Origin of the sequence: Gilliamella apicola (genome assembly GCF_000599985.1) — a bacterium.
Lineage (GTDB): Bacteria > Pseudomonadota > Gammaproteobacteria > Enterobacterales > Orbaceae > Gilliamella > Gilliamella apicola.
Map to the genome: position 1 here is coordinate 511,019 of NZ_CP007445.1, position 14,285 is coordinate 525,303.

Consider the following 14,285-nt stretch of genomic DNA (forward strand, 5'->3'; position numbering starts at 1 on the left):
AATTACAAATTTATTAATGTAACAATCATTCATTATTGAAACCTTGTTTTAATTGATATTTTCAGCTATTGTAGTGTTAATTGTGACATCATTAGGATAATTTTATGCACTGTCCGTTTTGTAATGCTGATGATACCAAGGTGATTGATTCACGTCTTGTTGGTGAGGGTTTTCAAGTTCGTCGTCGTCGACAATGTGTAGAATGCAATGAACGTTTTACTACATTTGAAGTTGCTGAATTAATTATGCCTAATGTTATCAAAAGTAATAAAATTCGTGAGCCGTTTAATGAAGATAAATTACGTAATGGTATAAAACGCGCATTAGAAAAGCGCCCAGTTGGTCTGGATGCGATTGAAGACGCAATTACGCGTATAAAATCAAAAATTAGAGCAACGGGTGAACGTGAAATACCAGCTAAACTTATCGGTAATTATGTTATTGAGGAACTAAAAGATTTAGATAAAGTTGCTTATATCCGTTTTGCTTCAGTCTATTTTAGTTTCCATGATATTGAGCAGTTTAGTAACGAAATTGCCAAATTACAACAAAAATAAATACGTAATATGATTAGTGATAAAGATCAATTTTATATGCAGCAAGCAATTGAGCTTGCTAAACTTGGACGCTTTACTACTCCTCCCAATCCCAATGTCGGTTGTGTTATTGTTAAAGATGATCATATAATCGGCGAAGGTTATCATCAAAAAGCCGGTGAGCCTCATGCAGAAGTTTATGCGCTAATAATGGCTGGCAATAAGGCACAAGGAGCAACAGCTTATGTGACATTAGAACCATGTAGTCATTTTGGTCGAACTCCTCCCTGTGCTGATGCATTGATAAAAGCAGGTATAACTCGTATTGTTGTTGCTATGCAAGACCCTAATCCCAGTGTTGCGGGTAATGGTATTAAACGATTAAGAGACGCAGGAATTGAAGTTATTGTTGGTGTTTTATATGAACAAGCTGAAGCCATTAATAAAGGTTTTTTAAAATGTATGCGCACAGGCATACCTTATGTCCAACTTAAACTCGCTTCTTCGTTAGATGGTAAAATTGCTATGGCATCAGGTGAAAGTAAATGGATTACTTCAAGTACAGCAAGACAAGATGTACAACAATATCGAGCTCAAGCTAGTTGTATTTTAAGTACCCGAGCAACGGTTCAAGCTGATAATGCAAGTTTAACGGTTAGATATAACGAATTATCTAATGAGATTAGAAAAATCTATCCTCCAGAAAATATTCGACAACCTGTTCGCGTTATCATAGACAGTCAAAATCGATTAACAGGGAATGAAAATATCTTCAGTCAATTAGGTGAAACATGGATCGTGCGTAAACAAAATATCCCAATTATTAAACCCAATACCAAGTTAATTATTGAATCTTCAGATCAAAATTACATAGATCTAGTCGAATTATTAAAGGAATTAGGTAAAAATCAGATCAATTCTGTTTGGGTTGAAGCGGGAGCACATCTTGCTGGTGCGTTGATTGAACAAGATTTAGTTGATGAACTCATTATTTATTATGCGCCTAAATTGCTAGGTCATAATGCAAAAGATTTATGTGTATTACCTAATCTTAAAAAATTATCCTTAGCACCTCAATTTCAATTTGAATCCGTAAAAGCAATAGGTGATGATTTAAGGATTATTTTAAAAAGAAAGTAAATTTTTATCTTGATCATAGTTCAATAAGTTAAATAAGATGAAAACTAGAAATAGAAAAGCGATTTAATTGATATGTATGATAAAACAAAATTTAGTATGCTCAATATTGATGATTTTTTTTGTTCAAATCAATATAACACTTTTAAAGAAGATTTTAGTTACGCTGATGTCCAAGGCATAGGAAAAGGTGGTTATCAAATTCTATTTTTTTATATTTTAGATCGCGTTGAGGCATTATCAATTCAAGATATTATGGATGACGCTTTTTTAATTGATAAAGCTAATCAAATTTTAAGTTACCTTGGTTTTGATTTTAAGATTGGTCACCCGTTTGAGTTAACTGATGAATTTAATCATAACTATAGATTTAAAGATAGGTTTATGGGAGATCAGATACGTTATTATTATGATTTTGAAGGAGTGTTAATTGTTCTAGGCATTACTTGGGAAGGCATTTTGGAATCATTTGAAATGGTTACCAATGAAACAATTATCAATAATCGTCTGGAGTTTTTTACTACCTAATATTCTTCATATAGTTTAAAAACTAACTGTATTAACCGATTTAATTGATCAATCGTCAATAAGATGGAGATAACCTCCCATGAGTTCACATCATTTCTTCTCATGGGATGATTATATTAGTTTCCTTGAAGGATTGTTAATAGTTCTTCTGGTTTTTTAACTGATTGAATTCGCTCTATTGTATTTTCAGCAATAACCGCTCGCGTTAATTGCCGTAAAATATCTAAATGTTCATTATTTTTAGCTGCTATACCGACTACCACATAAGCAATATTGTTATCTTCATCCCAATTTATGCCTTGCGGATAATATATTACTTTCAAACCAGTTTCAATTACACTATTTCGTTTGTCTGTAGTGCCATGTGGAATAGCAATACCGTTACCCAAAAATGTGGAAATTTGTGCATCACGGTCAAACATGGCTTGAGTATAGTCATCTTTGACTAAACCAGATTTAATCATGTTTGCTGCTACAGCTTGAATTGCCTCTGATTTAGAATAACATCCATTAATGATTGAAATATCATCGACTGTTAGTTTTAAATTGCTCATTTTATTTCCTTATTAATTTAGATAAATATCATATTAAATGGTTAGTTATTTATGTACTTTAGTCGCTAATTGTCGGTTTTGATGAATACGCAATAAACCTAACAATATTGCTCCAACTAATGCGCCAGTAAAAATACAACCGACCCATAAAAATGGTTTATTGACTAATGGAAGTACTAAGAAACCACCATGAGGTGCAGGTACTTGTATTTGACTAATAAATGTTAGTACCGATGCGATAGCTGAAGATAACATCATAATAGGAATTACGCGTAGTGGATCTTTTGCCGCGAATGGAATGGCTCCTTCGGTGATATGAGTTGCTCCTAAAATATAATTTACTATACCTGCGGCACGTTCTTCTTCAGTAAAAGCCTTACCTCGAAAAATAGTAGTGGAAAAAGCGATAACAAAAGGAGGAACAATACAAGCAGCCGAAACACCTGCCATAAAGTAGAAATTACCCTCACCCAATAACATCGTACCTGTTACATAGGCAGCTTTATTCACAGGCCCACCAAAGTCAAATGAACACATTGCCCCAATAACCATACCAAGTAAAACAGGATTAGCAGATTGTAATGACTCAAGAAATGATTTCATTGCATTGTTAATACCTGCTATTGGTCCACCAAGTAAGAACATACCTGCCCCAATTACAAATACACCAATTAATGGCATAATAAATATGGATTTAAGGCCTTCAAATGAACGAGGCAGTCTATCAAGTAATTTTTTGACAAAAAGCATCAAGTAACCAGCAGCAAAGCCAGCTATAATACCGCCTAAGAATCCTGCGCCAGTGACATTGGCAATTAATCCGCCAACAAACCCAGCAACCATCGCTGGCCTTCCGCCTATTGAGTAAGCAATAAAACCAGTAAAGATTGGCACCATTATGCCAAATGCTTGTCCACCTATTTTCATCAATAACGCTGCAAATTCATTGTATTGAGTATTATTAGGATCGGCAGAATAGATTCCCCATAAAAATGATAAAGCAATCAAGACACCACCAGCTACCACAAAAGGCAACATGTTTGATACACCACTCATTAAATGTTTATAAATTTGGCGTCCAATTGACTCTTTTCCTACGACTTGATTTGATGATGTTGTGTTAGTAGTACTATTGTGCGTCCCTTTACGAATGGGAATCGTTCCAGAAGTAATTTGTTCAATTAATGTTACAGCTTTATGAATACCATCTTTAACGGGAACTTCAATAACAGGTAATCCATTAAATCGGTCGGGATTGACGTCTTTATCTGCTGCGATAATCACGCCAATCGCATTTGCAATCTCAGCATCAGTAATAGCATTATCAACACCTCCTGCACCATTTGTTTCAACTTTTATTTCTATTCCTGCTTTTTGGGCTGCGGTTTTCAAAGCTTCTTCTGCCATATAAGTATGGGCAATGCCTGTTGGGCATCCTGTAACGGCTAATATTTTTTTCATAACATTCCCCTTTTATCTAATTTTGGTTACTGTTAGTTTGTCCATATAGGAGCTGATTTTATCTAGTAAACCTAAGCCATCTGATTCAGCAACATTAGCTCCTGTTGCTGAGGCCTTTTTTATTGCATTCTCAATATTTTCTTGTTCTGGTAGCCATTCGCTTAAAAAAGCTGCCAGTGATGCATCACCCGCACAAGCAGAGCTAATCAGTTTGATTGTAATGGCATCACAAAACCAAATGTGCTGTCCATTTGAAAAATAGAGACCTTTAGATCCCATTGTTAATAAAATATTTTGCGCGCCAAATGAATGCACTGTTTCTAAAGCAGTTATGACTTGTTCAATTGTTTGGGTTTTCAATCCAAAAATATCATTCAATTCATCATCATTTGGTTTAATTAACAGAGGGCGATAAGTGAGTAATTGTTTTAATTTTGGATGGCTGATATCCAAAATAACTTGTATATTTTGTTTATGGCATAACTCGATGATAGATTGATAATAATCAGATTCAATATTATTTGGTAAACTACCACTAATGACCAAGTAACTATTTTTTTCAAGATTACTGATAATATTTAGCATTTCTGCCTTTTTATTATCTGGAACAAAAGGCCCTTTACCAACTAATTTATATTCCTTCTGTCCATCGTTAATAAAAATATTAATCCGAGTAATATCGTCAATAAAGCAAGGCATTGTTTGAATTTGCATCTTAGTTAATTCTTCAACGATATATTTACCGGTAAATCCTCCAAAAAATCCTAATGCACATGTCGGTTTGTTAAATTTATGCAATACTATTGAAACGTTAACTGCTTTGCCATTTGGACTGTATTCAGTATGTGATGTACGATTGACAGAATATGGAATTAACCCTTGGCAATGTATATTCATGTCAATTGCAGTATTAAGTGTTAATGTATAGATCATTATATTGGCCTCTACAATTTACCTGCACATCCACAAGTAGTGATAATTTTTTTTACAATCTCTTTCATTGCCGATTTTGCTGGTTTCATATAATGACGGGGATCGTTAGCATCTGGATGTTCAATAAAATAGTGTTTTAATGCATCTGAAAAAGCGATTTTCAATTCTGTTGCTACATTAACTTTACATATACCTCGTTTAATACATTCGCGAACATCTTTATCAGGAACACCTGAAGCACCATGTAATACCAACGGAATATCTACCATAGAACGAATCTCTGATAAACGTTCAAAGTCAAGTTTAGGTTCAGATTTATAAAGACCATGAGCTGTGCCTATTGCAATTGCAAGTGAATCAATACCTGTCTTTTCAATAAAATCTACCGCTTGTTTTGGATTTGTATATAAGGCATCTTTAGCGTCTACCATTAAATCATCTTCTACACCACCAAGGCGTCCGAGTTCAGCTTCTACACTGACATCATATCGATGAGCATATTCAACAACTTGTTTTACAATGGCAATATTCTTTTCGTATGGAAAATGTGACCCATCTATCATTACCGATCTTATGCCAGCATTAATTTTGTAAGTGATATCGTTATATTCTTCATGGTGATCTAGATGAACAGCTAAAGGTATATTGTGTTTTCTTGATAATTCTTCAGCAATGGCGATGATATTTTCTGTACCAGCATAACTATAAGTACCAGGTGTTCCAGCTAAAATAACTGGAGACTGTAATTCAGAAACTGTTTCAACTACAACTTGTATGGTTTCTAAATTATGGATATTAAAGGCAGGAACGGCATAGCATTCTTTTTGTGCTTTTTTTAACATGTTGTGACTAGAAATGATAGACATGTGTTTTCTCCTTAACTTTCTATAAATTACAAACATAATAACTTTCAAATCGAAAGTTATTATTTAAAATTATGCTTGCAAAACGAAAGTTATTCTAGTGCTAATCGCGTGAGGAAGATCACAAAAATGAATTTTGATATTCGAAACATAATAAATTTGTTGCCAAAATTTAATTTTGGCGGTTAACTATCTGTTACCTAAATTAGGTTGTTAGAATAGTATGATTGCTCTTAAATCTTTTAAAGAATTAGCTAATTATTAGATCAATTAATATTGACCACTAGTATGATAAATTTTATTATCTTTGTTTTTATAATTATCAGTTATATAGGAAGTAAAATTTGGCCAGAGCGTCTTCAGCCCTATTAAAACGTCGACTAGATATTGTCGAAATCGTACGCAAACAGGGTGAAGTAAAAGTGGATGAGTTATCTGACATGCTTCGAGTTTCGAATGTTACTATTCGACAAGATTTAACTTATTTGGAACAACAAGGATATCTAAAACGTTCTTTTGGTGGAGCGATTTATATATCACCTGAAAATTTGATTAATCACACAACTATTGATCCCCCTAATTGTACTAATATAGGTATAGATGGAGGTGAAATAGATTTAGTAAAAAATTGTCTAAATTATATTAATGATGGCGATACTCTTTTTTTAAGTCATGGTAATTTAATTCGAAAACTTATTCCTTTTTTGCATAACAAAAAGTCATTAAGATTGATTATGAATGATATTAATAATGCTCAGTTAGTTAAAGAATTTTCTGATGCAGAAGTTATTCTTGTCGGGGGCGTTTTACAAAATGGGAATATTCTTCAAAATAATAATACAATTACTTCTATCCTTAACCAATTTCATATTTCGCATTTCATTTTTGAATTAGCAGCTATTAATAATAATCATTTAATTATTGAAAATAGTGAACAGCAAAATACTTATAAACAGATATTTAAAAATGCTGATCATACCATCGGTGTTTTACCTCAACGATTTTTATTTACAGATAATTATAGTATTGGAAAATTAATACATATGGATGTTGTAATATTATCCAAAGCAGCTGTTACTGAATATCATCAACAATTATTAGATTCAGATTTTAAACAACGCGCTATTAACAAATACTGCATAACTTATCATAATTCAAAGGTAACTTAGTATGCAATTTAAAATTTGTACTATTGGAGAATTGCTCGTTGAGTTTTTAGCAAAAAAGCAAAATCAACGTTTTGATCAAACAGGTGAATTTATTGGACCTTTCCCAAGTGGCGCACCAGCAATATTTGCCGATCAAGTAGCTAAATTAGGTTTTCCTGTCGTTTTTTTTAGCTGTATAGGTAAAGATCCTTTTGGTAATATGTGTATTAAGCGACTTAAGCAAGATGGAGTTATTATTGATGGTATTACAACTCACAATAAAGCTAATACTGGTAGTGCTTTTGTAACTTATAAAGGTTCAAATGATAGAGACTTTATTTTCAATATTCCTAATAGTGCATGTGGTTTACTCTCGTTCAATCATATCAATGAAAACTTATTAAAAGACTGTAATCATTTGCATGTTATGGGGTCATCATTATATTCTTTTCGTGCAATTGATGCGATGCGTAAAGCACTTGATATCATAAAAAGCAAGGGTGGTACAATTTCATTCGACCCTAATTTGCGTAAAGAGATGTTTAATATTCAAGAGATGGAACAATCTTTTGACTATATTATGGAATACACTGATATATTTTTACCAAGTGAGAGCGAGGTTAGTTATTTTGCTAATAGTAACGGTGAAAGTGAAGAGCAAACAATGTTTGCATTATTCAATAAAGGTATTAAACACATCGTAGTAAAAAAAGGTAGCAAAGGTGCTAATTATTATGGTCGCGATGATAAAAATAATTTATTAACATTACATGTTGACGGTTTTATTACAACACAGGTTGATCCAACTGGAGCGGGAGATTGTTTTGGTGCAACTTTTATTAGTTTGATGTTGGCAGGTTATTCGATTGAGCAGGCATTGCAATATGCTAATGCAAGTGGTGCATTAGCTGTATCGAAAACAGGTCCTATGGAAGGAACTTCTACACTTGCTGAATTAAAACAATTTATAGCTCAGTATAAGCAATAAATAATAGTATTGTATTATTATTCAAAAAGAAATTTAGGCAAAAAAAATCCCAATAACAAAGTTATTGGGAAAACATAAGGAATAGGAAAACAATGAAATAAATGCATTGTCGGATGTTAGTATGCACTTTTTTTCCAAAAAAGTATGTAAAAATAACTAAATTATTAATTAAATGGTTAGTATTTATATTGTTAAATAAATGTAAACCAAAAAAGTCTTTCTAATAACTTTAAATTTATTAGATAATTATTCATAAAAATATTTCTAATAACGAATTTAAAAATAGTTTACCTCGTTCAGTTATTTGCCAACCCTGTTCACTTTCAGTTAAATAATTCTGTTCAATAGCAAAATTAATTTGTCTGTTTACAACCTGTAGTGGCAAAAAAGTGCGTTGCTCAAATTCGTGTTTAGGCACAATTTCAAATAACCGAAAACGATTCATAAAAAATTCAAATGGTAATTCTTCTTTTGCAACAATATAAGATCTATCTAAATAACGTCCTTCTAAATAACCTCTAGGATGACGTGTTTTTATTGTACGAATAATTTCTCCATTCGATCGCGTAATTTTGCCATGAGCTCCACAACCAATACCTAAATAATCACCGAAACGCCAATAATTTAAATTATGTTGACATTGAAAATCTGGTTTAGCATAAGCTGAAGTTTCATATTGTTGGTATCCATGGTCTGTTAATAATTGGTGCCCTTGTTGATAAATTTCCCATAGATTATCGTCATCTGGTAATACTGGTGGTTTAGAACCGAATAATGTATTGGGCTCTATCGTTAATTGATACCAAGATAAATGTGGCGGTGCAATCTCAATTGCTTGTTTTAAATCATATAAAGCATCATCAATACTTTGATTAGGTAAACCGTGCATTAAATCTAAATTAAAGCTACGTAAATTTAGGTTATGAGCAAGCGTTCCTGCATTTATAGCTTCCTCTGGATTATGTATACGCCCTAAGTTTTTAAGTTTATTGGTTTGAAAACTTTGAACACCAATTGAAATTCGATTAATTCCTGCTTGTTGATAACCATTAAATCTATCCACATCAACAGAATTGGGGTTAGCTTCAATTGTGATTTCTGCATCCTTGTTTATCGGAATTATTTGGTTAACCTTTGTCAAAAGTTTAGCAATTAGTTCAGCAGAAAACAGACTTGGTGTACCACCGCCAATGAAAATTGAGTGAACTGAACGATCTGAGCACATAACAACATCTTGTTGCAGATCTTTAATCAAATTATCGATATATGCCTCATAATCAGGGATTTTTTTCACAGTATGAGAATTAAAATCACAATAAGGACATTTATGCACACACCAAGGCATATGAATATATAGGCTTATTGGGATTTTATACTGAAACATATACATTTCCTGAAACTTTTTGACAAATAATAAATAATGATTTAATGAGTGCGGGGGTATATTACTCTAATTAACTAAAAAAAGCTTATTTACGTTATATCGTTTTTATAATGCGCTCAAAAAGCGTAAAATCAACACCAGTATTTAAATTAATTTTTTAGACATTGATCGTCGATCAAGTTAAATATAGGAGTCAATATGAATATTTATAAACAAATTTTAGCTAGTACTACAGAATCAAAATTATTAAGCTCTTCTGTAAAACAGACAAAATTTGGTGAATTACCTATTTTAGTTATTCAACATAAAAGTTGCTGTGCTGCTATTAGCTTGCAAGGTGCACATTTATTATTCTGGCAACCTTCAACTGAGCAGACGCCTGTAATTTGGTTAAGTAAACAATCAAAATTTGAAAAAGGTATCGCAATTCGTGGTGGTGTACCGATTTGTTGGCCTTGGTTTGGGCCTTTAGGAACACCTTCTCATGGTTTTGCTCGCATTGTTGAATGGACTTTAGACTCATGTAACGAAGATGATGACGGTGTCGATCTTGTTTTGGTACTCTCTAATAATCAACAAACAAAACCTTATTTTGATAAAACTTTTAATGTGTCTTTAAAGATTCATTTAGGTAAAACTTGTGAAGTGGATTTGAGCTGTTCAGGCGACTTTGAAGCAACCAGTGCACTGCATACTTATTTTGGCATTGACAATATTAGTCATGTTGTTGTTAGTGGATTAGGTGATACTTATCAAGACCGACTTACTGTTGAAAATAAACCAGTTACCGTTGGTCAAATGACGTTTAATCAAGAAGTTGATCGTATTTATACAAATGCCAATACTGAAATAACTATTAGTGATAATGTTCGAACTATTAAGCTTACCACTACTAATGCAAGTGATGTTGTTACTTGGAATCCATGGATAGATAAAGCTAAAGCAATGGCTGATTTTGGTGATGATGAATATCAATCTATGGTTTGCGTTGAAGCAGGGCGCATCAATAAACCGTTAAAATTGTCACTAAATGAACAATCGACTTATGGATTCAAGATAGAATTGATTTAATTATTTTTTGATTATAGTTGAACACGCAATCAATATGATACAAAGTCGATAGTATTATTTGATTGCGTTTAATTGGATTAAACTTTATAATCGCTAGCGCTTTTTAAAGCACATATTTTATAACCAACTACTGGGTCGCCTGTAATTGGTTTTTATTTTAAAATACTTAAGAGAAATAAAAATGTTTAAATTTAAAGCAGAAGTTAGAAAAGAGCATGGTAAGGGTGCGAGCCGCCGCCTGCGTCACGCTGGTCAATTCCCAGCTATTATTTATGGTGGAACTGAACCTGCAATCTCTGTTGTGCTTGATCACAACCAAATCTTTAATATCCAAGAAAAACCAGAATTTTATTCTGAAGTTTTAACCATTGAAGTTGACGGTAAAGCAGTTAAAGCGAAAGTGCAAGCGGTACAACGTCATCCATTCAAGCCAAAACTAGTCCATATGGATTTTGTACGCGTATAATCATATTTTAATTGGATATTATCCAATCAGAGATTTAAGATAAAGGTCACCTATATGGTGACCTTTTATTTTAGAAAAAATAAGGCAAATGCCTATTATTATGATTTACCCCATTAACTAGGTATACATAGGTAATACAACAGAATAGAATAAATCATATTCTACTATCTTAGGAGAAAACCATGTCTGATATCCCAGCTTGCGATTTAGTTATTTTCGGTGCTAAAGGGGATTTGACAAGACGCAAATTATTACCGTCTTTATATCAATTAGAAAAATATGGAAAATTGCCAAAGCAGACCAAAATTTTAGGTGTTGGGCGTGCGGATTGGGATCATGCTGCTTATGTTGAAGTTGCAAAAGATGCATTAACCACCTTTATGTCGGAACCATTAGATGAAAATATTTGGCAAAGATTTAGCCAACGACTTAATTTCCATAAATTGGATGTTAATAATCTTTCAGGTTTTAATGTACTTAAAAATGAACTTGATCAATCTCGACCAACTATTTTTTATTTTGCGATGCATCCAGGTGCTTTTGGTACTATTTGTCGTGGTTTAGCTGAAGCTGGATTAAATCAAGATCAGAATAGAATCGTCATGGAAAAACCTTTGGGTACTGATTTGCAATCATCGCGTGAAATCAATGATTCTGTGGCAAAATATTTTAATGAATCACAAGTGTATCGTATTGACCACTATTTAGGTAAAGAATCAGTTCTAAATCTATTGGCATTACGTTTTGCTAATCCACTGTTTGCCTCATTTTGGGATAGAAATTCAATCGATCATGTAGAAATTACGGTAGCCGAACAAGTTGGCATTGAAGGTAGATGGGGATATTTTGATAAAGCTGGTCAAATGCGTGATATGGTGCAAAATCATTTATTACAAATTTTAACTATGATTGCTATGTCGCCTCCAGCTAACCTAGAAGATAATAGTTTACGTAATGAAAAAATAGCAATACTTAATGCACTTAGACCAATAAATAAAACAAATGTTCGTGAGAAAGTTGTACGGGGGCAATATACTGCAGGATTTGTAAATGGTATTAATGTTCCTGGTTATTTAGAAGAAGATGGAGCAAATAAAGAGAGTAATACCGAAACATTTGTAGCTATTCGTGTTGATATTGATAACTGGCGTTGGGCGGGTGTACCTTTTTATTTGCGAACAGGCAAACGCTTACCAAGTAAATGCTCTGAAGTTGTCGTTTATTTTAAACCAATACCGCTTAATTTATTTAATGAATCTTATCCAGAGTTACCACAAAATAAATTAACTATTCGGTTGCAACCGGATGAAGGAATGGATATTGAAATTTTAAATAAAGTGCCTGGGTTAGATAGTACACATACTTTACAAACGACTAAGCTTGATCTCAGTTTTAATGAAACTTTTCATCAACATCGTGCTGATGCTTATGAACGATTATTACTTGAGGTTATGCGTGGAAGACAAGCACTATTTGTTCATCGCGATGAAGTCGAAGCTGCTTGGAAATGGGTTGATTCGATTATTAGCGCTTGGGAATCAGACAAAGAGTCTCCAAAAACTTATCAGGCAGGTACATGGGGTCCGGTTGCATCGGTTGCCCTAATCACTAAAGATGGGTATTCATGGCATGAATTTGAATAAAGGAAAATTAAATATGTTTACGTTAAACAAATATGAAAATAGTCAGTTGTTAATTGAAGATTTAACCTCACATATTGTTAATGCTTTAAAACAAGCAATAGAAAAAAAAGGTCATGCTTCTATTGCTGTTTCTGGAGGTAAAACGCCTATTCCATTATTTACCTTACTTAGTCAACAAAATCTTGAATGGAATCGAGTTTTTATTACGTTAGTTGATGATAGATGGGTCGATGATACTGATGATGCTAGTAATGAAAAATTAGTCATAACATACTTGTTACAAAATAAAGCAAAGTTAGCTAATTTTATAGGATTAAAAAATAGTTATGATAATCCATTTGATGGCGCTGAACTTACTGACGAAATTTTAGATAAAGTTCCAATGCCATTGGATGTAGTAATTTTAGGTATGGGAGAAGACGGTCATACAGCTTCATTATTCCCTGGTGCAGCTAATTTGCAAGCGGGCTTAGATATGAAATCAGGTCGTAAGGTTGTTGGTATGACTCCATTAACAGCTCCCCTTGATCGTATCACTCTGACTTTACCAACTATTTTGAATAGTACGAATATCTATTTGCATTTAGTTGGACAAAGCAAAATGGCTGTGTTAGAGCAAGCAGAAAATGGCAATGACGTTAATCAAATGCCAATTCGAGCTATTCTGCATCAAAACAAAGTTAAAGTAACTGGATTTTGGTCAGCATCCTAAATTGTATAAATTAGCCGGCAAATGTCGGCTAATTATTTTTAAATAAATTAAATTTTTGTAAAATTTTGTTGATTCCTTTTGTTGCTAAATCAAATACCTCTACTCATTTAAGCCCATATCATTAATAGATTTGTGTGATTTTTTATATTCAGATGTAGCATTATCATTCAAGTATTATTTTTAACACTTTGTTATTATTTAAAATAATAACGTTAGTAATTTTTTATTTATTTATATTAAAAATAAAATCGAACGATTTTGTTAAACAATCAGAAATTAATTAATTAAATGCCTATTAATTTTGTAACTTTTGTGGTAAAAAGTGGGGTTAAGTGGCAAGAAAGTCATAATTATTTAAATGATTGATTTTTAATGATTAAAAAATAATAAAAATTTATAACTAACGGTGCTTTTATGTTCAGTGGTGCAACTTCAGTCACTTTAGATAGTAAAGGGCGAATGGCTATTCCTACTCGCTACCGTGAGTTTTTGTCTGAAGGTATGGTGTGTACTATTGGATTATATCATTCTTGTCTTACTCTTTACTCCATGTCTGAATGGAAAAGAATTGAGCAACAACTTTCGACACTCTCCTCTGTGGTTGAGGCTGAACGTAGAGTTAAAAGATTATTATTAGGTTATGCAATTGAATGTCCAATGGATAACTCAGGTAGAATTTTGTTACCACCAACGTTACGAGCATATGCCAAATTAGATAAACATATTATGTTTGTTGGACAGTCTAATAAATTCGAGATTTGGGATGAAGTAATATGGCATCAACAGATTAGTGATGATATCGCAGCATTATCATCCGATATTGCAAATTTATCTGATAATTTGAAAAGCTTAACTATTTAA

At 32.8% G+C, this 14,285-nt stretch carries 15 protein-coding genes; 10 read left to right on the top strand and 5 right to left on the bottom strand.

Annotation, left to right across the window (positions count from 1 at the left end; translation table 11 throughout):
* Positions 1-104 precede the first annotated feature (104 nt).
* From nrdR to GAPWK_RS02415, 3 genes are all read left to right on the top strand, one after another.
* A complete protein-coding gene (nrdR, locus tag GAPWK_RS02405) occupies positions 105-557 on the top strand; it encodes a transcriptional regulator NrdR (RefSeq protein WP_025314700.1) in 453 nt (150 codons plus the stop codon).
* A gap of 9 nt (positions 558-566) precedes the next feature.
* Positions 567-1,676, top strand: coding sequence for a bifunctional diaminohydroxyphosphoribosylaminopyrimidine deaminase/5-amino-6-(5-phosphoribosylamino)uracil reductase RibD (gene ribD / locus GAPWK_RS02410; RefSeq protein WP_025314701.1), 1,110 nt, complete (start codon positions 567-569; stop codon positions 1,674-1,676).
* A 72-nt stretch (positions 1,677-1,748) separates the two neighbouring features.
* Positions 1,749-2,201: a hypothetical protein gene (locus GAPWK_RS02415; protein ID WP_025314702.1), complete on the top strand. Its 453-nt coding sequence runs from the start codon at positions 1,749-1,751 to the stop codon at positions 2,199-2,201.
* A 116-nt stretch (positions 2,202-2,317) separates the two neighbouring features.
* Here the strand turns inward: GAPWK_RS02415 and GAPWK_RS02420 are convergent, their stop codons facing one another.
* The 4 genes from GAPWK_RS02420 to GAPWK_RS02435 are packed head-to-tail and all read right to left on the bottom strand — an operon-like array spanning position 2,318 to position 6,015.
* Complete coding sequence (locus tag GAPWK_RS02420; protein WP_025314703.1) at positions 2,318-2,755, bottom strand: PTS sugar transporter subunit IIA; 438 nt, start codon at positions 2,753-2,755, stop codon at positions 2,318-2,320.
* Positions 2,756-2,800: 45 nt separating this feature from the next.
* Positions 2,801-4,216 carry a PTS fructose transporter subunit IIC gene (locus GAPWK_RS02425; RefSeq protein ID WP_025314704.1) on the bottom strand — a complete coding sequence of 472 codons (1,416 nt, stop codon included), beginning with the start codon at positions 4,214-4,216 and terminating at the stop codon, positions 2,801-2,803.
* A gap of 12 nt (positions 4,217-4,228) precedes the next feature.
* On the bottom strand, positions 4,229-5,149 hold the full coding sequence (pfkB, locus tag GAPWK_RS02430; protein WP_025314705.1) for a 1-phosphofructokinase: 921 nt from the start codon (positions 5,147-5,149) through the stop codon (positions 4,229-4,231).
* Positions 5,150-5,160: 11 nt separating this feature from the next.
* A complete protein-coding gene (locus GAPWK_RS02435; protein ID WP_025314706.1) occupies positions 5,161-6,015 on the bottom strand; it encodes a tagatose bisphosphate family class II aldolase in 855 nt (284 codons plus the stop codon).
* 341 nt (positions 6,016-6,356) lie between these two features.
* Between GAPWK_RS02435 and GAPWK_RS14070 the strand changes: the two genes are divergently transcribed.
* Positions 6,357-7,181: a DeoR/GlpR family DNA-binding transcription regulator gene (locus tag GAPWK_RS14070; RefSeq protein WP_025314707.1), complete on the top strand. Its 825-nt coding sequence runs from the start codon at positions 6,357-6,359 to the stop codon at positions 7,179-7,181.
* Position 7,182: 1 nt separating this feature from the next.
* Complete coding sequence (locus GAPWK_RS02445; RefSeq protein ID WP_025314708.1) at positions 7,183-8,148, top strand: sugar kinase; 966 nt, start codon at positions 7,183-7,185, stop codon at positions 8,146-8,148.
* Between the two features lie 250 nt (positions 8,149-8,398).
* Here the strand turns inward: GAPWK_RS02445 and hemW are convergent, their stop codons facing one another.
* Positions 8,399-9,532, bottom strand: a complete 1,134-nt coding sequence (gene hemW, locus GAPWK_RS02450; RefSeq protein WP_025314709.1) for a radical SAM family heme chaperone HemW — start codon at positions 9,530-9,532, stop codon at positions 8,399-8,401.
* A gap of 198 nt (positions 9,533-9,730) precedes the next feature.
* Here hemW and GAPWK_RS02455 point away from each other — a divergent pair, with 198 nt between their 5' ends.
* From GAPWK_RS02455 to mraZ, 5 genes are all read left to right on the top strand, one after another.
* The gene (locus tag GAPWK_RS02455; protein WP_051516221.1) at positions 9,731-10,603 is read left to right on the top strand and encodes a D-hexose-6-phosphate mutarotase; all 873 of its coding nucleotides are present in this window, start codon (positions 9,731-9,733) and stop codon (positions 10,601-10,603) included.
* Positions 10,604-10,784: 181 nt separating this feature from the next.
* Positions 10,785-11,069: a 50S ribosomal protein L25 gene (gene rplY / locus GAPWK_RS02460; protein WP_025314711.1), complete on the top strand. Its 285-nt coding sequence runs from the start codon at positions 10,785-10,787 to the stop codon at positions 11,067-11,069.
* Between the two features lie 182 nt (positions 11,070-11,251).
* The gene (gene zwf, locus GAPWK_RS02465; protein WP_025314712.1) at positions 11,252-12,712 is read left to right on the top strand and encodes a glucose-6-phosphate dehydrogenase; all 1,461 of its coding nucleotides are present in this window, start codon (positions 11,252-11,254) and stop codon (positions 12,710-12,712) included.
* 13 nt (positions 12,713-12,725) lie between these two features.
* Positions 12,726-13,424 carry a 6-phosphogluconolactonase gene (gene pgl / locus GAPWK_RS02470; protein WP_025314713.1) on the top strand — a complete coding sequence of 233 codons (699 nt, stop codon included), beginning with the start codon at positions 12,726-12,728 and terminating at the stop codon, positions 13,422-13,424.
* A gap of 414 nt (positions 13,425-13,838) precedes the next feature.
* Positions 13,839-14,285 carry a division/cell wall cluster transcriptional repressor MraZ gene (mraZ, locus tag GAPWK_RS02475; RefSeq protein WP_025314714.1) on the top strand — a complete coding sequence of 149 codons (447 nt, stop codon included), beginning with the start codon at positions 13,839-13,841 and terminating at the stop codon, positions 14,283-14,285.